The 24,628-nt window shown below is 61.3% G+C and carries 17 protein-coding genes and 1 pseudogene; 8 read left to right on the top strand and 10 right to left on the bottom strand.

The window, feature by feature from the left end; genetic code table 11:
- Positions 1-11: 11 nt before the first annotated feature.
- The gene (locus SR908_RS11825) at positions 12-1,829 is read right to left on the bottom strand and encodes a putative nucleotidyltransferase substrate binding domain-containing protein (protein WP_246921485.1); all 1,818 of its coding nucleotides are present in this window, start codon (positions 1,827-1,829) and stop codon (positions 12-14) included.
- 552 nt (positions 1,830-2,381) lie between these two features.
- On the opposite strand from SR908_RS11825, the gene SR908_RS11820 reads away from it, so the two are divergent.
- The 6 genes and pseudogenes from SR908_RS11820 to mntR all read left to right on the top strand — a co-directional run.
- On the top strand, positions 2,382-2,642 hold the full coding sequence (locus SR908_RS11820) for a DUF4212 domain-containing protein (RefSeq protein ID WP_097022774.1): 261 nt from the start codon (positions 2,382-2,384) through the stop codon (positions 2,640-2,642).
- Between the two features lie 6 nt (positions 2,643-2,648).
- Positions 2,649-4,430 carry a sodium:solute symporter family protein gene (locus SR908_RS11815; RefSeq protein WP_097022775.1) on the top strand — a complete coding sequence of 594 codons (1,782 nt, stop codon included), beginning with the start codon at positions 2,649-2,651 and terminating at the stop codon, positions 4,428-4,430.
- Between the two features lie 93 nt (positions 4,431-4,523).
- Positions 4,524-5,039 (top strand): hypothetical protein, encoded by a 516-nt coding sequence (locus SR908_RS11810; protein ID WP_097022776.1) that lies wholly within the window; start codon positions 4,524-4,526, stop codon positions 5,037-5,039.
- Between the two features lie 66 nt (positions 5,040-5,105).
- Positions 5,106-9,056 (top strand): hybrid sensor histidine kinase/response regulator, encoded by a 3,951-nt coding sequence (locus SR908_RS11805; RefSeq protein ID WP_097022777.1) that lies wholly within the window; start codon positions 5,106-5,108, stop codon positions 9,054-9,056.
- Between the two features lie 141 nt (positions 9,057-9,197).
- On the top strand, positions 9,198-10,478 hold the full coding sequence (locus tag SR908_RS11800; RefSeq protein WP_097022778.1) for an Nramp family divalent metal transporter: 1,281 nt from the start codon (positions 9,198-9,200) through the stop codon (positions 10,476-10,478).
- Positions 10,479-10,488: 10 nt separating this feature from the next.
- A pseudogene (mntR, locus tag SR908_RS11795) lies at positions 10,489-10,911 on the top strand (manganese-binding transcriptional regulator MntR); the annotation flags it as partial.
- Positions 10,912-11,033: 122 nt separating this feature from the next.
- On the opposite strand, the gene SR908_RS11790 reads toward mntR, so the two are convergent.
- The 3 genes from SR908_RS11790 to SR908_RS11780 all read right to left on the bottom strand — a co-directional run bounded on the left by SR908_RS11790 (position 11,034) and on the right by SR908_RS11780 (position 14,600).
- A complete protein-coding gene (locus SR908_RS11790; protein ID WP_040244569.1) occupies positions 11,034-11,696 on the bottom strand; it encodes a response regulator in 663 nt (220 codons plus the stop codon).
- A 259-nt stretch (positions 11,697-11,955) separates the two neighbouring features.
- Complete coding sequence (gene acs / locus SR908_RS11785; protein WP_246921483.1) at positions 11,956-13,905, bottom strand: acetate--CoA ligase; 1,950 nt, start codon at positions 13,903-13,905, stop codon at positions 11,956-11,958.
- Positions 13,906-14,045: 140 nt separating this feature from the next.
- Complete coding sequence (locus SR908_RS11780) at positions 14,046-14,600, bottom strand: SprT family zinc-dependent metalloprotease (RefSeq protein ID WP_246921481.1); 555 nt, start codon at positions 14,598-14,600, stop codon at positions 14,046-14,048.
- Positions 14,601-14,672: 72 nt separating this feature from the next.
- Here SR908_RS11780 and SR908_RS11775 point away from each other — a divergent pair, with 72 nt between their 5' ends.
- Complete coding sequence (locus SR908_RS11775; protein ID WP_246921479.1) at positions 14,673-15,311, top strand: UPF0149 family protein; 639 nt, start codon at positions 14,673-14,675, stop codon at positions 15,309-15,311.
- 8 nt (positions 15,312-15,319) lie between these two features.
- Here SR908_RS11775 and SR908_RS11770 read toward each other — a convergent pair whose 3' ends face one another.
- Positions 15,320-16,432: a phospholipase D-like domain-containing protein gene (locus tag SR908_RS11770; RefSeq protein ID WP_246921477.1), complete on the bottom strand. Its 1,113-nt coding sequence runs from the start codon at positions 16,430-16,432 to the stop codon at positions 15,320-15,322.
- Between the two features lie 144 nt (positions 16,433-16,576).
- Here SR908_RS11770 and plsB point away from each other — a divergent pair, with 144 nt between their 5' ends.
- The gene (gene plsB / locus SR908_RS11765; protein WP_246921475.1) at positions 16,577-19,012 is read left to right on the top strand and encodes a glycerol-3-phosphate 1-O-acyltransferase PlsB; all 2,436 of its coding nucleotides are present in this window, start codon (positions 16,577-16,579) and stop codon (positions 19,010-19,012) included.
- A 23-nt stretch (positions 19,013-19,035) separates the two neighbouring features.
- Here the strand turns inward: plsB and SR908_RS11760 are convergent, their stop codons facing one another.
- From SR908_RS11760 to aceF, 5 genes are all read right to left on the bottom strand, one after another.
- Positions 19,036-19,806: a class I SAM-dependent methyltransferase gene (locus tag SR908_RS11760; protein WP_246921473.1), complete on the bottom strand. Its 771-nt coding sequence runs from the start codon at positions 19,804-19,806 to the stop codon at positions 19,036-19,038.
- Positions 19,803-20,600, bottom strand: coding sequence for an undecaprenyl-diphosphate phosphatase (locus tag SR908_RS11755; protein ID WP_075370337.1), 798 nt, complete (start codon positions 20,598-20,600; stop codon positions 19,803-19,805). The genes SR908_RS11760 and SR908_RS11755 overlap by 4 nt, the downstream gene beginning before the upstream one ends.
- 85 nt (positions 20,601-20,685) lie before the next feature.
- Entirely contained in the window at positions 20,686-21,372 is a 687-nt protein-coding gene (gene tsaB, locus SR908_RS11750; protein ID WP_040244583.1) for a tRNA (adenosine(37)-N6)-threonylcarbamoyltransferase complex dimerization subunit type 1 TsaB, read from the bottom strand.
- A gap of 143 nt (positions 21,373-21,515) precedes the next feature.
- Positions 21,516-22,172, bottom strand: coding sequence for an adenylate kinase (gene adk, locus SR908_RS11745; protein WP_097022787.1), 657 nt, complete (start codon positions 22,170-22,172; stop codon positions 21,516-21,518).
- A 293-nt stretch (positions 22,173-22,465) separates the two neighbouring features.
- A complete protein-coding gene (gene aceF / locus SR908_RS11740) occupies positions 22,466-24,523 on the bottom strand; it encodes a dihydrolipoyllysine-residue acetyltransferase (RefSeq protein ID WP_246921470.1) in 2,058 nt (685 codons plus the stop codon).
- Between the last annotated feature and the right edge of the window lie 105 nt (positions 24,524-24,628).

The following is a 24,628-nucleotide window of genomic DNA, read 5'->3' as shown; positions in this document are numbered from 1 at the left end:
TGACGAGCACCTCAATATTCAAGATGAAAACGCTGTGACAAGCGTTGTTTGAATTCCTTGACCGTATGCAACGCCTCGCGCAGCAAGTCACGCTCGAAGCCGCTGAGACGCTGAACGACCACGCGATTGGGCTCCTGCGACGCGTCGTTCCCCTCTAGGTTTTCCAACTGCTGACGCAGCCGCAGCTCGGAAAATAGCGACATGGCTTCGCCCAGATCGTCAGCGAAAGGCCGGTCGAGGCGACCGTCGTCAACCAATGCATCGAGACGCGCAAACGTCGAGGTGGCGGCGACTCGGCGCTCCAGCGCCAGCGTGCGCACGCCATGCACGATGGGAAAAATGCCTCCTTTCTTGATGTCGATGCCATGCTCCGGACGCTTGAGCGTGCCAAACAGGGTCAGCGGGGTGGAGTAACGCAATACGCCCCGCGCGAAGTAAGACAACAGCAACTCATCGTGGGAGCCGCGCGCGAACAAGTGCTCACGAAGACCTTCGAGCAAGCTCGCGTTACCGGCGATGGCATGGGCGTCGAGCATGATGGCGAGATTCATCAATGCATCTGGATCGCGACTCGAGGCCCAGCGAGCGATTTTGCCGCGCCATGCCGACTCGCTCGCTACCCACTGCGGATTGGAGACCATGATGTTGCCCGGGCAAGGCGGATAGCCAAGCCTGCCCAGTGTGTCGGTCAGGGCACCCATGGCGTCCTCGATACCCGGCCAATCGCTGCCATCGGCCAGAATCAGGGCATTGTCCTGATCGGTCTTGAGGATCTGTTCGCCGCGCCCCTCGCTGCCCATGACAAGCAGGCATGACTGAGACTGACGATCCTCGGGTATCAAGAACCGGAACGCCTTGTGGATGATCCGACCGTTGAGCGCCGCCAGAAGCTCCATGGCGAAGCGCAACTTCACGCCTTGCGCCGTCAATGTCTGAATCAACTGAGGCAGACGCGCGCTGGCATGCGCTAACGCCTCGATATCCTCCGCCTGCTCGATCTGCAGGCTAACGGCATGGGCGCGGCTCGAGAAATACCCCAGCACATCGGTCAACTCGACGACGCCCACCGCCTGCGCGCCCTCCATGACCACGACACGCGCCACCTCATGGCGCGTCATGCTCACCAACGCGGTAAAGAGATAGTCGTCGGCGTGCGAGGTGATCAGCGTGAAATGCGCAATGCCGCCCACCTCGGCGGAGTGCGGCAAGCCTTGCTGAACCAGCGCATCGAGAAGGTCAGTCTTGGTGACCATCCCGCAGCGTCCCGCATGGCTGACCAGCAAGCTATCGGCATGACGCTCGCGCAAATGCGTGACGGCCTCGGCAATCGTAGTATGCCCTTCGACCACGACGGGTTCGCGCATGCATTCCGCCACCCGTGCCAGCATGAAGCGTGCCATGCTCATGCCCCCTTCTGCGCGTCGCTCGAGCACATGGCGCGCCTTTTCGGCCAGATGCTGCCGAAAGTAGTTATCGAAGGCGGGGTACGCAGTGCAAATGTCCTCAAACAACGCGCGCGGCAGCAAATAACATAGACTTTCTTGCTCGGCCTGAAAGCGGTAGCGACTGGTGCCGTTGAGAATGCTGATCGCCCCAAACAGATCGCCCGCCGTGTAGTGGCCGATACGCCGCTCCCTCTCGCTAGCGTTGAGATCGAGTTCCGCCACTTCACCTTTGTGAATCAGGAATACATGCTCACCGGGTTGACCGGCATCGAGTATGACCTCGCTCTCATTGAAATAGGCGAGATCGACTCCGTCCCGGACACGCTGCCGCCCTTTTTCATCGAGCAAGCTGAAAGGAGGTTGCGAAAGGTTGATATCGACCATGGTAGTACCCTCGTCCTGTGCCGGCCCTGGCACGACTTGGTGTCATCATTACCGCTTCATATTCCTTATACTTTTCGGTAACACGGCCGAAAGATGCTAACCATATTACGCACTCAAGAGTAGCAAAGCTGACTTTTATTACGACACATAGACTATCGTTCTAGCTGGAGCCGCCTCCCCAAAATGGCCATTGACTTACGCTCCACAAGCCTCGACCACTTCTTTTTATAAGCCTGCTAAAAAAACTCACACCCTATCACAAAACCATGAAAAACATGACAATTCCAAAAATGACTCTTTAAACTAATGGCTTGATACCAAAGTATGGGGTTCTTTTTTTTCCGTCATTGGCCACTATCATAAGAATGGCCATTCAAGGCAATCTTAGGTAGTTAACACATGACGGATAGCACAGTCATTGTCGATAAAAGTCTAGCGCCACTATCGTATCAATGACGTTACCCCACATAATGTTCTATACCTGCGATTGCTTTGAAGCGTCTCGGACTCTTATCACAACACCAACCTGTTCTTACCAGTGGAGAGCACACCATGGCAGATGAAAAAACCAATGCCGAAGCTTACTGGAAAGCCAACGTGCGCCTAATAACCGGCTGCCTGATCGTCTGGGCACTCGTCTCTTACGGCTGCGCGATCCTGCTGCGCCCCCTGCTGTCCAGCATTCCCGTCGGTGGCACTGACCTGGGCTTCTGGTTTGCTCAACAGGGCTCCATCCTGACGTTCATTGGCCTGATCTTCTTCTATGCCTGGAAGATGAACCGGCTGGACAAGCAATACGGACTCGAGGAGTAAGCCAGCATGAGTCAATTTGCCATTAATATCCTGTTCGTCGGTGCTTCTTTCGCGATCTACATTGGCATCGCTATCTGGGCCAAGGCGGGTTCAACCAAAGATTTCTATGTCGCCGGTGGCGGCGTACACCCGATCACCAACGGCATGGCGATTGGGGCTGACTGGATGTCCGCCGCATCGTTCATTTCCATGGCGGGTCTCATCGCCGCTGGTGGCTATGCCAACTCCACCTTCCTAATGGGCTGGACCGGCGGTTATGTGCTGTTGGCCTTGCTGTTGGCGCCTTACCTGAGGAAATTCGGCAAGTTCACGGTGCCAGAGTTCATTGGCGACCGCTTCTACAGCCGCACAGCACGTATGGTTGCCGTCGTCTGCCTGATCGTGGCTTCCCTGACCTACGTCATCGGCCAAATGGCCGGCGCTGGCGTCGCTTTTTCACGCTTTCTGGAGGTCGATGCGACCACCGGCCTGATCATCGCCGCCGTCGTGGTATTCTTCTATTCGGTGTTGGGTGGTATGAAAGGCATCACGTATACGCAGGTGGCCCAGTACATCGTCCTGATCATCGCCTACACCATTCCGGCGGTGTTCATTTCGCTGGAATTGACCGGTAACCCGCTTCCGCCGCTAGGCCTGTTCTCCGATCATAGCGCCTCGGGTCAACCGCTGCTGGCCAAGCTCAACGAAGTGGTCACCGCGCTAGGCTTCGATGCCTATACGGCGATGGTGGACAACAAGCTCAACATGGTGTTGTTCACACTGTCGCTGATGATCGGGACGGCCGGCCTTCCCCACGTGATCATGCGTTTCTTCACCGTCCCCAAGGTGGCAGATGCGCGCTGGTCCGCCGGCTGGGCGCTGGTATTCATCGGCTTGCTCTATCTGACTGCCCCGGCCGTGGCTTCCATGGCACGCCTGAATCTAATGACTACCATCTACCCCGACATGGCAGGTCAAGTCGAGAATTACGACGCCGCCGCCGCCAACCCCCTCGCCTACGAAGACCGGCCGGAGTGGATACGGACCTGGGAAGAAACAGGGCTGATCACCTTCGAAGACAAAAACAACGACGGCAACATCCAGTTCTACAACGACGGCGCCAGCTTTGAGGACCGTGGCTGGGAAGGCAACGAGCTAAGCGTCAACAACGACATCCTGGTGTTGGCCAACCCGGAGATCGCCAACCTACCCTCCTGGGTCATAGGACTGATCGCCGCCGGCGGTCTGGCGGCGGCACTCTCCACCGCTGCCGGACTACTCTTGGCCATCTCCTCGGCGATCAGTCATGACTTGATCAAAGGGGCCATAAACCCAGGCATAACGGAGCGAGGGGAGTTACGAGCGGCACGCATCTCGATGTCGGTTGCCATCGTCGTCGCCACTTACCTCGGCGCCAATCCACCAGGATTCGCGGCACAGGTCGTGGCATTGGCCTTCGGTATCGCCGCTGCATCGCTATTCCCGGTGCTGATGATGGGGATCTTCTCCAAGCGGGTGAATAACAAGGGGGCCATCGCAGGGATGTTGTCAGGGCTGATCTTTACCCTCGTCTACATCTTCATCTACAAAGGCTGGTTCTTCATCCCCGGCACCAATAACCTGGCGGATACGCCTGAAAATTGGGTGCTCGGCATCTCCCCCCTCTCCATCGGCGCGGTGGGTGCGATCGTCAACTTCGCGGTCGCCTACCTGGTTTCCAAATCATCCGAGGAACCGCCCCGGGAGATCCAGGAACTGGTAGAAAGCGTGCGCTATCCCAAAGGTGCTGGTGGTGCCATCAACCACTAAGCGATAATATCCATCGGCTCGGCTGGCCCGGGCCGCGGGATCACACTATCGGGCTTCCCAGGGGGAGGCCCGATTTCGTTGCAGGGAGAGATTATGATTTGGCAATTGGTCGCAGTGATATTTGCCGGCCTCGGCGCTGCGGGGATCGGGTTGATCCTGCGACAGCTCAGCGGCAAGCGCTTGCCCCGCTGGATCGTGCCGGCACTAGCAGGCGTAGGAATGCTCAGCTATCAGATCTACTATGAATACACTTGGCTGGCTTCCAAGCAGCAGCAACTGCCCGACTCCGCCGAGGTCGTCGATGTCGAATACGATTCGATGTTCTGGCGTCCCTGGACATATCTGTACCCCTTACCCGTCGCCTTCGAGGTGATCGATCGCGATCATTTACGCATCACCGAGGCCAACGGCCAGCGCCTCATGGAGTTTATCCTCTACCGTTTCGAGAAACAGGTCACGGACCGTGTGACCCATCAGGCCTATCTGATGAACTGCGGCGAACGGGAATGGACGCCACTGGTCGGCGATGAGCGCCAACCCGACACCTCCGCGCTGCACGACATTGGCGCCGACAACCCGCTTTACCAGGCCCTGTGTGAAACGTCCTAAGCGTACGGACGACTGACGCGTGCCAGCGGATTACCCTAGAATGGCCGCAAACACAGGGGAGAGAGCATGTTTGCTGGCTGGCTACTGATCGTCGTATCGCTGATCTACATTGCCGTGTTGTTTGCCATCGCCTGGCGTGGCGACAGCCAGGCCAAGCGCCATGGGCCGGGCAGACGGCGGCCCATCGTCTACAGCCTCGCGCTGGCGGTCTACTGTACATCATGGACGTTCTACGGCGCCGTCGGCGAGGCCGCTACGTCGGGCTGGTCGTTCGCCAGCATCTTTGTCGGCCCGATTCTGACCTTCCTGCTGTTCTGGCCCGTGCTGGCCAAGATGATCCGCGTCGCCAAACGCCAGAACGTGACCTCGATCGCCGACTTCATCGCCTCGCGCTACGGCAAGACACAATCGCTTGCCGCTTTCGCCAGCCTCGTGGCCTTGATCGGCACGCTGCCCTATATCGCCTTGCAGCTGAAGGCCGTGGCCTCGGCGTTCACCGTATTGACCGACAGCGCCGACCTGACTCGCGCCCCTGTGTTCGGCGATACGGCCTTCTATATCGCGGCCGTCATGGCGCTGTTCGCCATTCTCTTCGGAACGCGACATACCGATGCCACCGAGCACCACGAGGGCTTGATTCACGCCATCGCCTTCGAATCGCTGGTCAAGCTGGTCGCCTTCCTGGTGCTCGGCGCCTATGTCACCTGGGGCATGTTCGACGGCCTCGGCGACCTGCTCGGCCGCGCCGATACCCATCTGGAATTGCAGCGCCAGCTCACCGAGCAGGATTTCGGCCACGGTTTCTGGGCACAGACGCTACTCGCGATGCTGGCCATCTTCTGTCTGCCCCGCCAGTTCCACCTCGCCGTGGTCGAAAACACGCACGCGGATGACGCTAAACGCGCCCGCTGGCTATTCCCGCTCTATCTAGCCGCCATCGGTTTCTTCGTGCTGCCTATCGCAGCAGCAGGCCTGACGGTATTCCCCGATGGCAACGTCAATCCCGATACCTTCATGCTGGCGCTGCCCATGGCCGGCGGCAGCGAATGGCTGGGACTGCTCACCTTCATCGGTGGGCTCTCGGCCGCGACCGGCATGGTCATCATGGCCGCCGTGGCGGTATCGATCATGATCTCCAACGAGATCATCATCCCGCTGCTGTTCCGTCTACGTTGGTTCGTCACCGAAGGCGACTACGCCAAGCTGGTACTACGTGCGCGACGCGCGACTATCGTCGTCATCCTGCTGCTGGCCTACATCTTTTATCGCCTGATCGCCGAATACAGCACCCTGGCCTCGACAGGCATGCTGTCGTTCGCTGCGGCCGCCCAGTTCGCGCCTGCCTTGCTCGGCGGGCTTTACTGGAAGCGTGGCAACCGCCTCGGCGTCATTGCCGGCATGAACGTGGGTTTCGCGGTGTGGGCCTACACGCTCCTGCTGCCGGCGCTGGTGCAGGCCGAATTGCTGCCGATAACCTGGCTGACCAGCGGCCCCTTGGGACTCGACTGGCTGGCACCGACGCACCTGTTCGGGCTCAACGTCGGGGACAGTTTCACTCACGGCGTCATGTTGTCCTTGGGGCTCAACCTGTTCTGCTACATCTTTGTCTCGCAGATCACCCCGCAGCGCGTGGTCGAGCGCATCCAAGCATCACTGTTCGTCGATAGCGTCGAAACTCGCCAGACCTCGGTCAACCGTCCCTGGACCGGCGCCACCACGGTGGGCGATCTCAAGGTCCTCTGCGAACGCTTCCTGGGCACCAGCCAAGTACAGCGCGCCTTCGAGGATTACTCCCGCCGTGGCGGCCAGTCCGTGGACGACAATACCCGCGCTTCGATCGACGTCATCCAGTTCACCGAACGGCTATTGTCATCGGTTCTCGGGGCGTCCTCGGCACGCATCGTGGTCAATTCGGCGCTGCAAGGGCGCGGTATCGGCATCTCCGATGTCATCTCGATCGTCGACGAAGCCTCGCAGGTGCTGGAGTTCAACCGTGCCCTGCTGCAAGCGACCATCGAGAACATCAACCAGGGCATCAGCGTGATCGATCAGAACGCGCGCCTGGTGGTATGGAACCAGCGTTATCTGGAGCTGTTTCGCTTCCCCGACAGCTTGATCCGGGTCAACGCGCCGTTCGACAAGATTCTGCGCTACAACGCGCATAACGGCGAATACGGCCCCGGCGACCCCGAGGAGCACGTCGAGCTGTTGATGGACAACATCCGCCAAGGGCAACCGCACCGCTACGTGCGTTACCGCCAGGACGGCACGGTGCTCGAGGTCCAGGGCAATCCCATGCCAGGCGGCGGATTCGTCTACACCTATCAGGACATCACCCAGCAAAAGCGCACCGAAGAGGCGCTGATCCGCTCCGAAAACAACATTCGCATTTACACCGACAATGTGCCGGCGCTGATCGCCTATTTCGATAAGGAATGCCGCTACCTCTTCACCAACCGCGCCTATGAAGCGGCGATGGGCATCGACCGCAACGAAGCGATCGGCGAACGCTTCGACCACGTCATGCCCGCCCAGGTCATCCGCGAACGTTCGCCGTGGATGCAGCGTGTCCTGGCCGGTGAGCGGGTGAGCTTCGAAATCTCCCAGGATGACGGTGACGGTGGCGTGCGCTACATGCTGGTGACCTACACGCCTCACTTCGGCGAAGGCGAGAGCGTGCTCGGGTTCTTCGCCCTCTATCAGGACATCACCGAGCGCCGTCTGGCCGAAATCGCCCTGCGCGAGACCAACGAAAATCTCGAGGAACGCGTCCGCGAGCGGACCCAGGCGCTGTCGGAGGCCAACGCGGCTCTGCGCCAGGAAAACCGCGTGCGCGCCGAGGCCGAGTCGGCGCTGCGCCAAGCCAAGCAAGTCGCCGAGGAGGCCAATGCCTCGAAGACACGCTTTCTGGCCGCCGCCAGCCATGACCTGCTCCAGCCGCTCAACGCCGCGCGTCTGTTCACCTCGGCACTGGGGCAGCAGGTCGAGGCCGACGAGCTGCGCCATACCATCGACCATATCGACAATTCGCTACAGGCCGCCGAGGAGCTTTTGAGCACGCTGCTCGACATTTCCAAACTCGATGCCGGCGCCCTGACACCTCGACGCACGCAGTTCCCGCTGACCGACATCCTGCGCCCGCTGCGCGCCGAGTTCGAGGTCATGGCCACGGATCGTGGGCTCGACCTTGATGTCGTCGCCACCGGCACCTGGGTCGATAGCGATGCCCAGATGCTGCGCCGCATCGTGCAGAACTTCCTCTCCAACGCACTGCGCTATACCCAGCAAGGGCGTGTACTGCTGGGTTGCCGGCGCAAGGGCGAGCAATTGAGTATCGAGGTCTGGGATACCGGTCCGGGGATTCCCGAGGCCAAGCAGGCGGAAATCTTCCAGGAGTTTCGCCGCCTCGATCAGGCCTCGCGTCACAAGGAGAGCGAGAAAGGCCTGGGGCTCGGGCTGTCCATCGCCGACCGCATGAGCCGGGTACTCGAACATCCCATCAAGATTCGCTCGTGGGAAAACGTCGGCACCGTATTTTCGGTGTCGGTGCCCCGGGTCGAGGGACGCCAGCAGGAAAAAAGTACCGAGGACACGCCCACGCGGCGTCCCGGCAACAAACTCGCAGGTGCCAGAATCCTGTGTATCGACAACGAGACACTGATCCTCGAGGGCATGAAGGCGATGCTCGATGGCTGGGAGTGCGAAGTATTCACTGCCACGTCCATCGGCGGCGCCAAGTCGGTGTTACGCCATCTGGATAGCGATCCCGAGGCCATCCTCGCCGACTATCACCTGGACAACGAGGTTACCGGGTTGATGGCCCTGGAAGCGCTCGAAGAGCTCTGCGAAGGCCCCGTTCCAGGTATCGTGATCACCGCCGATCGTACCGACGAGGTCGCCGAGGAGATTCGCCGCAATGGTTATCAGTTGCTGCTCAAGCCGGTGCGCCCCGCCGCCTTGCGGGCGCTTTTGACACGCACCTTGCAAGCCAACCGCGCCGCTCGCCAAGACCGCTAGCGCGCGGGACACGCACGACGTCCAGACGCGACTGATAGTCAAACTCAATCGCCTCTGGGGACAACGGCTATTGGTCAAGCCAAGGCCTCTAAGTTAACCTTTAGACATTCGATTAACCATGGTTAACTTAGAGTCGCTACCATGCTGAGTACGATTTCCGACAGCGCGATCCGCGAGCAAGCGGCGTCGACGCTCAATGGCAAGGCTCGACGCTGGGGATGGACCGCTTTTTTCGGCCCCGCGCTGATCGCGGCGGTGGCCTATATCGACCCCGGCAACTTCGCCACCAATATCGAAGCGGGGTCACGCTACGGCTATACCCTACTGTGGGTGGTGCTCGTCGCCAACCTGATGGCCATGCTGATCCAGACCCTGTCGGCACGTCTGGGGCTCGCCACCGGGCGCAACCTGCCCCAGGTGATTCGCGCACGCTATCCGCGCCCCGTGGTCTGGTGCTACTGGATACAAGCAGAGGTCGTGGCCATTGCGACCGACCTCGCCGAGTTCCTCGGCGCGTCGCTGGCCTTCAACCTGTTGTTCGGGCTATCGCTGATGGAAGGCGCGCTGCTCACCGGGGCGATTACCTATCTGGCACTGCATCTTTACCATTACGGTTTCCGACTCATGGAAATCGTCATCGGCGCCATGATCCTTGCCGTGGCGAGCGGATTCATCCTCGAGCTGGTGATCAGCCGACCGGAACCGACACCCCTGCTCGAGGGTCTGCTGATTCCCGGCTTCCCGGATGGCTATTCGCTCTACCTGGCGGCGGGCATACTCGGCGCCACCGTCATGCCGCATGTCATCTACCTTCACTCGGCGCTTTCACAGCAGCGGATTCAAGTGAAAGATGATGCCCATCGCATACGCTTGATGCGTTACTATCGCCTCGATGTCATCATCGGCATGGCCATTGCCGGCGTGGTCAACCTCAGCATGCTGGCCATGGCGGCGGCGGCCTTCCATGCCAATGGTCGTCTCGATGTCGCCACCATCAGTGACAGCTATAAATTGCTGGCACCGATGCTCGGCCAGGTCACCGCCAGCCATGTCTTCGGCGCCGCGTTGCTAATCGCCGGCCTGTCGTCGTCCATCGTCGGTACGCTCTCGGGGCAGGTGATCATGCAAGGCTTCATGGCCTTCACGATCCCCCTTTGGCTACGCCGTCTAGTGACCATGTTGCCGGCGCTTGTGATCATCATGCTCGGCGTGTCCGAGCAGAAGGCCTTGGTTGCCAGTCAGGTGATTCTTAGCTTCGGAATTCCGTTCGCACTCATCCCGCTGCTTTTTTTCACCGCCAATCGCCGTATCATGGGCAACCTAGTCAATCACAGATCGGTAACCGTGGTGGGCGGTATTGTGTGCACGTTGATCGTCGCCCTCAACGCGTACGTGCTATTTTCTACGTTCACGGGACACTGAAAGCAGGGGTTGCATGAAGTCTCAGCCCAAGCACGAATATTTCAAACGCGTCCGGCAGGATCATCAGACCGAACTGGTCGAGGATTATGTCGAGGAAATCGCGCACCTGCATACGCAGCTGGGCGAAGCACGGGCCAGCGATCTGGCCGAGTGTTTCGGCGTCAGCGCGGCGGCGGTGTCGAAAGTCATTGCACGCTTGAAACGCGACGGGCTTGCCGTCGCTCGTCCCTACCGCGGGATCTTCCTTACCGATGAGGGAGACGCGCTCGCCAAGCGCGTCATGGCACGCCACCGGGTAGTACTCGATGCCTTGCGGGCGCTCGGCGTGCCCGAGGAAGTCGCGCGTGCCGACTCCGAGGGCATCGAGCATCACTGCAGTGAGGAAACCGTGAACGCCATGCGCGATTTCCTGGACCGCCAGTCGCAGTCATAGGCCGCCTTGCATGGCCCGGGGAGCGCATGCTGATACACAGAGACGAAGAAGCCGTTCCCATTAAGCTACGGGAACGGCTTCTTGTCTCTCACGTGGCCTCGTATGCTGCCGCCAAGGACAGTCTAGGACTCGACCTTGGGCGGCTCGACCTCGAGTTTCTGTGCAGCGATGACCGCCTGGGTGCGCGAATGCACCCCCAGTTTACGGAGAATCGCCGTGACGTGCGCCTTGATGGTCGCCTCCGACACGTTGAGTTCATAGGCGATCTGCTTGTTGAGCAGACCTTCGTTCAACATGTTGAGTACCCGGAACTGCTGGGGTGTCAGTGAAGCGATGGCTTCGGCGAAGCGCGCTTCATCTTCGTTCGACTCCCCGAGAACATCGGCCATTTCCTCGGGCAACCAGACCTCCCCTTCGAGCACCTGGCGGATCGCCTCGGCGATAACATCCAGCGACGAGGATTTGGGAATGAAACCCGATGCGCCGTAGTCGATGGCACGACGCACTACCGGCGGCTCCTCGCTGCCCGAAATGACGACCACGGGCACCTCAGGCGACTGACCGCGCAACTGGATCAGTCCCGAAAAACCATGTGCGCCCGGCATGTGCAAGTCGAGCAAGATAAGGTCGGCATCGGGATGGCGCATCACCATGTCGGACGTCGCCTCCATGGTATCGGCTTCGACGATCTCCGCCTGTGGCGCTACTTGGCGCAACGCCTGGTTGAGCGCGGCACGAAATAGCGGGTGGTCATCGGCGACGATGAATTTCTGGGCAAAAGCCATTGTGTCTCCTCCGGATCCCCCTGGAGCGAACGGTCGTGCCGCGAATGTCATCGGCAAGCATCAGGTTCACTTCTTGTTTTCAGCATGTTACCCCATGCTGTAGACAATACCCAAGCCTTGCGTCGACGCACCCCTGAACGTTCCTGGTGGCACGAAAAAGCCGGCCAGCGGCCGGCGAAAGTCGGGCGGGTACCCGAGGCGAGCTGGCGTGCCGCCCCGTGTCGAACGAACCGACGCTGGATACCCACCCCAACGCGTATCAACGATTGGCGCGGTGCTCGATCAACTCATCGACCACGCTCGGATCAGCCAGCGTACTGGTATCACCCAAGCCCTCGCACTCGTTGGCGGCGATCTTACGCAAGATACGCCGCATAATCTTGCCGGAACGGGTCTTCGGCAGCCCCGGCGCCCACTGAATGACATCCGGCGTCGCGATAGGCCCGATATCCTTGCGCACCCATTGCGTCAATTCCTTGCGTAGCTCCTCACTAGGCTCGACGTCGTCACCCAGGGTCACGTAAATGTAGATGCCCTGACCCTTGATGTCGTGGGGGTATCCCACCACAGCCGCTTCGGCCACGGCGCTGTGTGCCACCAGCGAGGATTCGATCTCGGCGGTGCCCATGCGGTGCCCGGAGACGTTGAGCACGTCGTCGATACGGCCAGTGATCCAGTAGTAGCCATCCTCGTCGCGACGGCAGCCATCGCCGGTGAAGTAGACGCCTTCGTAAGGAGAGAAGTACGTCTGTACGAAGCGTTCATGATCGTTCCAGATGGTCCGCGCCTGACCGGGCCAGGAATCGAGAATCACCAGGTTACCCGAGGTGGCGCCTTCAAGCACATTGCCCTCATTGTCGAGCAGCGCCGGCCGCACGCCGAAAAACGGCCGCGTGGCGGAACCCGGCTTGAGATCGGTGGCCCCGGGCAGCGGCGTGATCATGATCCCGCCGGTCTCGGTCTGCCACCAGGTGTCGACGATCGGGCAGCGCGAGCTGCCGATCACACGGTGGAACCAGCTCCAGGCCTCGGGGTTGATCGGCTCACCCACCGAGCCCAGCACGCGCAGGCTGTCACGCTGGCTGGAGTCCATGATGTCCTCGCCATGCGCCATCAACGCGCGGATCGCGGTCGGCGAGGTGTAGAGGATCGATACCTGATGCTTGTCGATGATCTCACCGAGGCGTCCGTGCGAGGGATAGCTCGGCACGCCCTCGAACATCAGCGTGGTGGCACCGTTGGCCAGAGGCCCATAGACGATATAGCTGTGACCGGTGACCCAGCCCACATCGGCGCTGCACCAGTAGACTTCACCCTCGTGGTAGTCGAATACGTAGCGATGCGTCAGCGCCGCATAGAGCAGATAGCCTCCGGTGGTGTGCTTGAGCCCCTTGGGACGCCCAGTGGAGCCAGAGGTATAAAGAATGAACAGCGCATCCTCGGCGTTCATCTTCTCCGCCGGGCATTCGCTGGACTGACGCTCGACCCACTCGTGGTACCAGACGTCGCGGTCGTCGTGCCATTCGATATCGCCACCGGTGCGGCGCACTACCAGCACCTTGTCGACGATATCGGTACCGTCGCGGGTCATCGCGGCGTCGACGTTGTCCTTGAGCGGCACATGCTTGCCACCGCGCACCGACTCGTCGGCGGTGATTACCACACGCGATTGGGCATCGACCACGCGCTGTGCCAGGGCATCCGGTGAAAAGCCACCGAAGACCACCGAGTGAATCGCCCCAATACGGGCACACGCCAGCATCGCCACCGACGCCTCGGGGATCATCGGCATGTAGAGCGTGACGGTGTCGCCCTTGGTGACCCCCATTTCCTTGAGTGCGTTGCTCAAGCGGCACACCTCGGCATGCAGCTCACGGTAGGTGATGGTCTTATCCTGCCCCGGGTCGTCGCCTTCCCAGATGATCGCTGGCTGATCGCCGCGGGTCTCAAGATGACGATCGAGACAGTTGTAGGCGGCGTTGAGCTCGCCATCCTCGAACCAGCGAATATCCACGTTGGAAGCGGCGAATGAAGTGTTCTTGATCTTGGTCGGCGCCTTGAACCAATCCAGAGACTCGGCCTGTTCTGCCCAGAAGCCTTCGGGGTCGTCGACGGAGCGCTGATAAAGGCTCAGATACGTCTCGTTATTCGCCCAGGCATTGGCGGCGAAATCCTCTTCCACCGGGTAGACTTTCGGCTGTTCGGTCATGGCTGCCTCGCAAAGGTCGAGAAATGGATGATCGGCCACACGGTTGCCAACGTGACCGTCCAAGAATACCTATCCAGCATATACCCCTAGACCCCCTGGCCCCCTATTAGACCTTGGTATTACCATTTTTTCTTTTTAATTCATTGAGTTACATCACTTTTTCCAACGAAACGCAAGCGCTGTCGACAATGTCGGCAATGATAGTTCGCACCTCGCTGTGCCCGCGAATGGCGCCGCGCGGAAAATCGATGTTCGGTGCCACAACCACAACGGTAGCAATACGGCGCGGGACTGGCACGCGTAACATCGAAACGATGCGTGGTACGTGGCGGCAAGCCGTAGAGTTTCTGCATGACGGTACGCCATTCGTGGCCGTGCGGACGCGCCGGCGGTCCTTCCAGGTGAAAGACCAGCCAATGCGCCATCTCGTGCGGCACGACGTCTTCCATGAACGCCCGACGGTTCTCGCGCAGCAGGACCGGATTGAAGCGCAGGCCACCACGCGTGAAGTGCGCCTGACCGGCCCCCTTGCCACGCAGGTCCAACCATACGTCGGGGCGCGGCAGTGAAGGATGAACATCGAGGGCGACACGCCAAGCCGCCTCAACGCGTGCACGTAGCGCCTCGTGGAGGGCCGGCTCGTCGAGCGACACTAACCAATCGTAATCGGGAGAAGGCAAGGTGGCAGACATCATGGGATGCTAGAATGCCGCGCAACGCGACTGGCGTCCACCACTCACCGACCGCTACCCTGCAAGAGGCCCATCATGTCCGAGACGTCGCCCCCCATGCCACTGCTCGACGACACAGCGCTCGAGACCCTCGACGATTTCCTGGAATCCGATCAAGTCGACCCCGAAGCGCTCGACTTGATCGGCACGCACGGTTTCCTCGTCGCCCTGGCAATCGCACCGATCGAGACACCGGCCACGACCTGGGTCGCCGAGCTATACCATGGCGAGCCGCAGTTCACCGACGCCGCGCAGCGCGAACAGATCCTCGGCCTCTGCGAGACGCTCAAGCAAAACGCCATCGATGCCCTCGAACATGGTCACCTGCCCGAACTACCCTTCGATCTTGAGCTCGGCGACATCGGCCCGGAGGAAACGCCCATCGGTGATTGGTGTGCGGGCTTCATGGAAGGCGTGTTTCTCAATGAAGTCGCCTGGTTCGAGCACGACGAGGCCCGGGTTGCCGAGTTACTACTGCCCTTCATGGCCTTGTCAGGTCTATTCGACGACGAACCCGACATGCACGAATTGATCGCCGACAGCACCCGGGCCGAGGCTCTCGTCAAGCAGCTACCCGAGCTGATTCTCGATCTCTACCTGCACTACCGCGTCCCCGAGGAAAAACCCAAGCCCACGCCGCGCAAGAAGAAGCCTGCCGGACGTCCGGGTCGCTAGGCGTGTGCTCAGCGCAATCGCGTCATCCATCCATTGAGGGTCCCGAAAACCCACTCACGGCAACGCTGAGTCCATGGACGATGGCGCCACTGATCCCAATGGATTTCCTCGCTGGCGGCGAAGTTACGCTCGAACAGGGCCGCCACGTCGCAGGCAAACCCTGTATCCTCGACTTCCTGGTTAGCCTCCAGATTCCATTGCAGGCTCCAGTGATCGAAGTTGCACGAACCAATCGACGCCCAATCGTCGACCAGCACGAACTTGGCGTGGATGAAGGTCGGCTGGAACTCATAGATACGTACCCCGGCCCGCAACAGTCGCGCGTAGAAACGTTGCCCGGCATAGCGAATGCTCGGGTGGTCGTGGCGCGAGCCCGGTAACAATAGCCGCACGTCAACGCCTAGACGCGCGGCACGGATCAGGCGTCGGCGCAGGCTAAAGGTCGGCACGAAGTAGGGCGTGCACAGCCACAACCGCCGCTCGGCGGCGACAATACGCCGATGCAGCGAATGCCGGATCGCCTGGTAACGATGCCCACGCCCACTGATCATGCGCCCGCGCATGTTCTCCGTGAGTGGTGCAATCGGGGCCGGGGACGGCCAGTGACGCGGCGCTGTCTTGCGGCGTGTCAAAGGCGACTCCCAGAGCTGCGCGAACAGGCCGACCCAATCCGCGACGACTGGCCCCTCGATACGTACGGCGACTTCATACCATGCCTCGACGAAGGAATCGACGGCCCCGAAACCACCGGTAAAAGCCAGCTGCTCGTCGACGATCAGCAGCTTGCGGTGATCGCGCGACAGATTCTTGCCCAACTGACGCCAGGCCAGCGGATTGAAGAAGCGCAGCGCCACACCGGCCTCACGCAGGCGCCCACGGTCCGAATACGCGAGTTTCATCGAACCATAGCCATCGAGCAGTACCAGCACCGTGACACCACGCCCGGCCGCCGCGCACAAGGCATCGATCACCCGTGTGGCGAGCGTTCCCGATTCCATCAGGTACAATTCGAGATAAAGCGTGGTGCGCGCTTCATCGATGGCTTTAAACAAGGCGGGAAGAAAACGTTTGCCTTCCGGCAACAAGGTGAAACGGTTGCCTACCTGCCAACGTCCGCGCATGGTGTCTCCTTGATTCGCCGCCTGCGCGGCGGCTTGATCATGCGATATTGACGCACGTTTGCAACGTCGCTGAAAAGCGCCGGCCTTGGGCCTACCCGGCCTGGCTGGCTATACTGCTTCATCGCGTTCCTTCAAGGCTAATGGATGGCTGTTCTACGCACGCTCCTCGCTCCCTTGCGCGCCCTGTGCCGCACGCTGCTCGGTCACTGGCTCGATTATCGTCATGTCGAAGCGCCACGGCCCGTGCTCGATGCCACGCGCCCCACACTTTACGTGCTGCCGCATCCCGCCTTCTCGGACAGATTGGCACTCGAACTGATGACCCGCCGCGAGGGCTTGCCCAGCGCCCGAGGCAGCGTCACGCTCGGCGAGACGCGCCTTCCCGCTTGTATCGCCCTGCCCCGACTCAGCCGTGGGCTGACAAAGGTACGCGGGCGGCACTCACCGCACCTCGACACCTTACTGGCACAGCTAGCCGACGAACCCGGGCGAGATATACAGCTAGTGCCGGTCAGCGTGTTCTGGGGGCGCGCCCCGGGCAAGGACTTCGGCTTCTGGAAACTGCTCGCGGCGGATAGCTGGCAGTGGAGCGGACGCCTGCGCCGACTCTTGTCGATGGCGATCAATGGCAAGCACGTGCAAGTGCATATCGGCGCACCGTTGCAACTACGCACGCTGGTCGAGACACGTCCGCTACCGGTCGCCCAGCGCAAGACGGCACGCGTGCTGCGCGTTCACTTTCGTCGTGTTCGCGCCCGCGTGCTGGGCCCCGACCTCTCGCACCGTAACACGCTGATCCGCGGCGTGGTCGACAGCCCACAAGTGCGCCAGGCGATCTCCGACGCGGCCACCGCCCGCGGCACCAGCCCCGAGCGTGAAACACGCCGCGCGCTGCGCTATGGCCGCGAGATTGCCTCCAACACCTCATACCCGGTGTTGCGTTTCCTCTACCAACTGCTACGCCGGCTCTGGAATCGCCTCTACGACGGCGTCACCGTCAACGGACTCGATGACGTCAAGGCGCTGGCCGGCGACCACGAGTTGATCTACGTGCCCTGTCATCGCAGCCATATCGACTATCTGTTGTTGTCCTATGCACTATTTCGCGAGGGATTGATGCCGCCGCACATTGCGGCGGGCCGTAACCTCGACATGCCGGTGATCGGCGCACTGCTACGTCGCGGCGGGGCGTTCTTCCTGCGCCGCAGCTTTCGTGACAACCGCCTCTACGCGGCGGTGTTCAACGAGTACGTGCATCGCCTGATCTCCCGCGGGCACCCACTCGAGTACTTCATCGAAGGTGGCCGCTCGCGCACCGGGCGAATGCTGGCGCCGCGCCCAGGCATGCTCGCCATGACCCTACGCTCCTTCGCCCGCGATCCCCGTCGCGAGGTCGCCTTCGTGCCGGTCTACGTCGGCTACGAGAAGGTCCTGGAAAGCGGTAGCTACCTCAAGGAATTGCGCGGCGGGCACAAGAAGAAGGAATCGCCCCTCGACCTGTTGCGCATCGTGCGTCGCCTGCGACAGTCATACGGGCATGTCACGGTCAATGTCGGCGAGCCGCTCATGCTCAGCGGCTTTCTCGACCGCCAGGTACCCGATTGGCGAGACAACCGCCGCCAAACACGCCCCGACTGGCTGAACCAGGCCGTGCCCGCGCTGGGCGCCAGCCTGGGCCAGCGCATCAACGCGGCAGCGGCCATCACGCCGGTTTCGCTGGTCGCCCTGGGGCTTCTGGCCAATTCGCACCATGCCATCGAGGCCGACCTGCTCGAGCGTCATATGCGCTTGCTAGTGGATTTGAGGCAGCATCTACCGGGCGGTGAGCGAATCACTCTGCCCGAAGGCGAGCCTCGGGACTGGATCGCCCATACCGCTCAATTGGAGTTCATCGAACGCCGCCAACAGGCACTCGGCGAACTCGTACTCGCCACGCCAGAACAGGCCACTTTATTGACGTGGTATCGCAACAACGTCTTGCACTTGTACATCGACATGGCACTGGTCGCCTTCGCGTATCGGCATAACGCACGCTTCAATACCGAGGAGCTGCTGACTCTCTTGGGGCCCGCGTGGCCGGTACTCGCGCATGAGTTTCACCTGCCCGTCGATGCCTTTTCGACGCGGCTGGAACGCGCCTTGGCGGCGCTCGCGTCAGAAGACCTGCTGATTGAGACCGATCACGGTTGGGAGCGCCCGGCGGGGCACCTGGCCAGCAGCGAGCATCTACGCCTGCTAGGTCGGCTGGTACAGCCAACCCTGGAGCGCGGTTATCTGCTGTTGGCCGTGTTGCTACGCGAAGGAAGCGGCACCCTGACCCGCGAGGCGCTAGAGGAACAAAGCCGTCAGTTGGCTGAACGCCTCACCCTGCTCTCCGGGCTCAACGCACCGGAGTTCTTCGACAAACGCCTGTTCAGCGGCTTGCTCGACACCCTCGAGTCTCAGGGCTGGTTATGGCAGGAAAACGACAAACTATGCTATGACAGCTCGCTCGAAAACGCTCAGCGTCGCGGGCAAGCACTCTTCGATCCCAGCCTGCACCACCGCCTGACCCAGTTGGTACATCGCCGGTCATCGTAGTATCAGGTGCGTGAAAATTATCGTCACGCGGATTTCAGGCTGCGATGCACGTAGAGATCATAGCGACTGGTCTTGCCCTCGAGCACGTGATCGGGTGCCGGGCCCTCAAGCGGCGGCGCGCGGCGGGGGCGCTTGACCACTACCCGGTGCGTAGCAACGTCCAGGGCAGCCTCCAGCAAACGTGACGCGTCGTCATCGTCACCGGCCAGTTCGCGGAAGACGCGCATCTCCTTCTTGACCAACGCGCTCTTGTCACGGTGTGGGAACATGGGGTCGAGATGCACCACCTGCGGCGCAACGTCGTGAAGCGCCACCAGCGTCGCCAGCTCACGCGCGGCATCGCCATTCGCCACCCGCATGCGCGCCACGATCTCGGCGGCCTCTTCATCCGCTCGGGCACGCCGCACGCCATCTTCGAGCAGGGCGTATATCGCCGCCACGCGCTCGATCAATAAAATCTCGGCGCCGAGACTCGCCAGCACGAAGGCATCACGCCCCAGCCCCGCCGTGGCATCGACGATGCTCGGCGTCACACCGTGCGCCAGTCCGCATGCTTTGGCGATCAGTTGCCCACGCCCACCGCCGAAGCGGCGCCGGTGCGCGACTTTGCCGGCGGTGAAGTCGACCCGAATCGGCGCACCGTAGCGCCGCGCCTCGCCCGATAGCGCCAATCCTTCAGGCGTCATCACCAATCGCAAGGCAGCGTTGGCGTCGCCCTCGGCTTGCCAAGGCAGCCCCAGCCGCGCGGCCAGGTCGCGCAATGGCTCGCCCATGGCGACGACGGATTCGCTCATGCAACCCACACCAACAGAACGATGCCCAGAATCAGACGGTAGATGACGAACGGCAGCATGCCGATGCGATCCAGCGCGGCGAGAAACAACTTGATGCACAGCCACGCCGCGACGAATGACATCAGCGTCCCCGCGATGATCGTGCCCCAGGCCACACCCTCGCCCGCTTCGACAAGCTCAATGCCCTTGAGCGAACCAGCGGCAAGAATCAGTGGGATCGACAACAAGAACGAGAAACGCGCGGCGGCCTGGCGGGTAAAGCCCAACAGCAAGGCGGCGGTAATGGTAATCCCCGACCGCGACGTCCCAGGTATCAATGCCAAAGCCTGGGCGAGCCCGATGATCAGCGCATTGCGCAGCGACATCGCGGTCAACGCATGGCGGCGACTACCGCGTACATCCGCCCACCACAGCAGCAAACCGAAGAGCAGCGTGGTGATCGCGATCACCAACGAGGCACGCAGGTACGACTCGATGACGTTTTCCAGCAAGAAACCGATGACCACGGCCGGCAGCGTCCCGATAATCACCGCCCAGCCCAGGCGGCTTTCCGGCGTTGCCGGCCCGCCGCGACACTGCGCCACCCAATCACGCACGATTCGAGTCACTTCACGATGAAAGACCAGCACCACCGCGGCGAGCGAGCCGACATGTACAGCCACATCGAAGGCCAATCCTTGATCGGGCCAGCCCAGCAACTGCGACGGGAGAATCAGGTGAGCGGATGACGAAATGGGCAGGAATTCGGTAAGGCCTTGAATGATGGCCAGCGCAACGACGTGCAACCAATCCATGAAATGTCCTTGAAGCAACGAAAAAATGACGCTGCGTACGAGCGTGCGAGCACGCCATTATTATTCTCGGGAGCTTAAGAAACGCTTAGGCGCGTTTCCACGCCACTTCATTGCGCAAATACACCGGGACCGCCTCGTCGGCGGCGGGACGCTCCCCCGCCTCCCAGGCCTGTGCCGCCAGTCGCACCATGTCTTCGGCGGCAGGCTGCGGCTCGCTCAGGCATTGGCCGAGCGCCGATTGCACCTCGACGGGCATACGCTCGCGTAAGGTCCAGCCCGAGCCGATGCCAACCCAGTCGACATCGTGAAAGGCCGCAGGCAGGCGCAACCGCTCCGGTATCAACACGGCTTCCTCCACGAGTGGCTCGAGCGTGCCGTCGTGGCAACGATAGGCAGCGGCGTATATCTCGTCCATGCGCGCGTCCATTGCCGCCACCACATAGCGCGCATGGAGACGCCGATGCGCAGCAAGCGCCAGGGCTTCCAAAGTAGATACGCCGATCAAGGGACACTCGAGTGCGAAAGCCAGCCCCTGCGCCGTCCCGGCAGCGATACGCAAGCCGGTGAACGAGCCCGGCCCACGACCGTAAGCCAACGCATCGAGATCGGAGAGACCGACGCCTGCCTCGGCCAGCACGTCATCGACCATCGGCATCAGCAGTTGGGTGTGTTGACGCGGGGCGTCACGATAACGGGAGATGACATGGCCATCGCGCCACAGGGCGCAAGAACAGGCGCTAGTAGAGGCATCCAGGGCCAACAGAGTAGGCATCGGCGATCATTGAGCAGCGGGTGAGCACGCACTATAAACGTGCCATCAGTCATTGGCAAAACGCCCGGCGCACCGCCCGATGCAATCTTGACGCAGGTCGTCATTACGCGGCGCCAGGGACGCCGCGCAGCAAGCAGAGAGGTTTATCCCTCGAGCGCCGTCAGCACCTGCTGGCGAATCGACTCGACACTGCCAGTGCCTTCGACACGGTGGTAGGCTGGCGCGCTTTGCGGGTCTTGCTGTGCCCATTCGCGGTAATACTTCACCAGCGGCTCGGTCTGTTCATGATACACGGACAAACGGTTGCGCACGGTCGATTCCTGGTCGTCGTCACGCAGCACGATTGCCTCGCCCGTCACATCATCCTTGCCCTCTTCTTTGGGCGGCTGGTAGTCGACGTGATAGACACGCCCCGAACCCGGGTGCACTCGGCGGCCCGCCAGACGCTTGACGATTTCTTCGTCGTCCACGGCAACTTCCAGAACGTGGTCGAGCTTGACGTTAGCGTCTTTCATGGCATCGGCCTGGGGAATCGTGCGCGGGAAGCCATCAAACAGGAAACCGTTGGCGCAATCCGGCTGGGCGATACGCTCCTTGACCAGCGAGATGATGATATCGTCGGACACCAGCCCGCCACTGTTCATGATCTCCTTGACCTTGAGTCCCAGTTCACTTTCCTCCTTGACCGCCGTACGCAACATGTCACCGGTGGAGATCTGCGGAATGTCGAAATATTCGCAGATGAATTGGGCCTGGGTGCCCTTGCCTGCGCCCGGGGCGCCCAACAAGATCAAACGCATCGATAGTGCTCCTTGAACGAGTCATCACATGTTCGTTGTCGGCCATGACATGCCCCATGAAGCGCACGCCATTGCCTTGGGAATGGCCCATGACGATACCTGCACGGCTCAAGCGGCACAAGCACGCCCGCCTTGGGAGCGGCCGGCTCCAAGCGCCATAATTCGCCTTTTTTCATGGAGTTACCTGAAGCGTTGTACTTTCGTCGCGCGCGTGAAAGCCGGCTCCGTTTGTCGCGACATAAAAAAGCGGCCCCCGAGAGGGCCGCTTTTGTCACGTCGTGAACGCGCTTGGATCACATCAGCAGGCGACGAATATCACTCAGCGCCTGGGCCAAAAAGGCCGTGAAGCGAGCCGCGTCGGCGCCGTTGACTGCCCGGTGGTCGTAGGACAACGACAGCGGCATCATCAGCCTTGGGGCGAACTCCGCACCGTCCCACACCGGCTTCGTCTGCGCCTTGGAAACGCCGAGGATGGCGACTTCCGGGGCGTTGACGATGGGCGTGAAGGCAGTCCCGCCGATGGAGCCCAGGCTGGAGATGGTGAAGCAACCACCGGTCATCTCCTCGCGCTTGAGCTTCTTCGACTGCGCCTTGCCGGCCAGCTCGACCGATTCCTTGGCCAGGTCGATCAACGATTTCTGGTCGGCGTTGCGGATCACCGGCACCATCAACCCGTCCGGCGTGTCCACGGCGATGCCGATGTGCACGTAATGCTTCTGCACCAGGGTCTCGCCGTCGCTCTTCAGGCTGACGTTGAACTGCGGGAACTTCTGCAAGGCATAGGCGCAGGCCTTGATCATGAACGGCAGCGGCGTGAGCTTGGCGTCCTGCTTGGCGGCCTCGTCCTTCATCGACTTGCGGAAGGCTTCGAGCTCGGTGATATCCGCTTCGTCGAACTGAGTCACGTGCGGTACGTTGAGCCAGCTGCGATGCAGGTTGGCCGCGCCCGCTTTCATCAGGCGACCCATGGGCTTTTCCTCGACCTCGCCGAACTGGCTGAAGTCGATGTCCGGCACCGCCGGAATGCCCGCACCGCCACTCGGCGCTGCCCCCTTCTCGGCGCCGCTGGAACGCTGCTGAAGCGCATTCTTGACGTAGCCCTGCACGTCTTCCTTCAGCACGCGGCGCTTGGGCCCGGTAGGTGTGACCTGGGCCAGATCGACACCCAGTTCGCGGGCCAGCATGCGCACCGCCGGACCGGCATGCACATGAGCACCCGCCGTCTTGTCGTCGCCTTGCTTGTGACGCGCTTCGGGGCTCGGCTCGCCCGCCGGGTGCTTGGCAGCACTGGCTTTTTGCTGGCCGGCATCGGCCTTCTGATCCGCCTTACCAGCGTCGGGCTTCTTGCCGGCATCGGCTTTCTTGGCCGGCTTCTTGGTGCCAGCCGCTTCTATATAGCCGATCAGGTCACCCTCGGAGACGCTGTCGCCTTCCTTGACCGAGACCTCGACCACCTTGCCCTTGTAGGGGCTGGGCACGTCCATGGAGGCCTTGTCGGATTCCAGCGTGATCAACGTATCTTCCGCGTCAATCTCATCGCCTTCGCTAATCGCCAATTCGATGATCGGCACGTTCTCGCTGCCGCCGATATCCGGGACGCGGAGTTCCTTGCGGCCTCCCTCGTCGCCGCCTTCTTCGGCATCCTCGTCGGCGTCTTGATCCTCGGTGTCCGCGTCCGACTCGGCACTGCCGGAGTCGCCTTCCGCCGGCGCTTCGTCGGTATCGTCGTCTTCGTCGTCACCTTCGCCGGCGATCTCCATGCTGCCGATCAGATCACCCTCGGAGACGCTGTCGCCCTCCTTGACCGCCAACGAGACGAGCTTGCCGCTGTAGGGGCTCGGTACGTCCATGGAGGCCTTGTCGGATTCCAGCGTGATCAGCGAGTCTTCCGCGCTGACCTCATCGCCCTCACTGACCGGCACCTCGATGATTTCGACGCCTTCGCTGCCACCGATATCCGGCACCTTGATCTCGACGGTGCGCTTGCCGCCACCGGAAGACTTCTTCTTCGGCGCCGCCTTTTCGGGCTTGGCGTCGTCTTGATCTTCGTCGCTATCGCCTGATGCACTGCTTTCCTGCGACGGAGCATCCTTAGCATCGTCGTCGCCACCGCCTTCCGCTTCGAGCTCGAGAATATCGTCGCCCTCGGAGACGCTGTCGCCTTCTTTGACCAGCACTTTGACGACCTTACCGCCCTTGGGCGCAGGGACGTCCATGCTGGCTTTGTCGGATTCCAGAGTGATCATGGTGTCCTCGGGCGCGATGACATCGCCCTCGGATACCGCCACCTCGATGATCTCGACGCCTTCGCTACCGCCGATATCGGGAACTTTGATGATTTCGCTACTCAAGGTCGCGCTCCTTTCCAATCTGGCGGTCTGATCGCTCCGGCCCTCGATACCGACCGGATGACGCGATCAGACCAGGCAATCTGGCCATGGCCGCCACCGCATTTA

It is taken from the genome of Chromohalobacter canadensis (assembly GCF_034479555.1).
GTDB classification, from domain to species: Bacteria; Pseudomonadota; Gammaproteobacteria; order Pseudomonadales; family Halomonadaceae; genus Chromohalobacter; species Chromohalobacter canadensis.
Note: the sequence above shows the minus strand (reverse complement) of the source record. Positions and strands in the feature narration are given on the sequence as shown.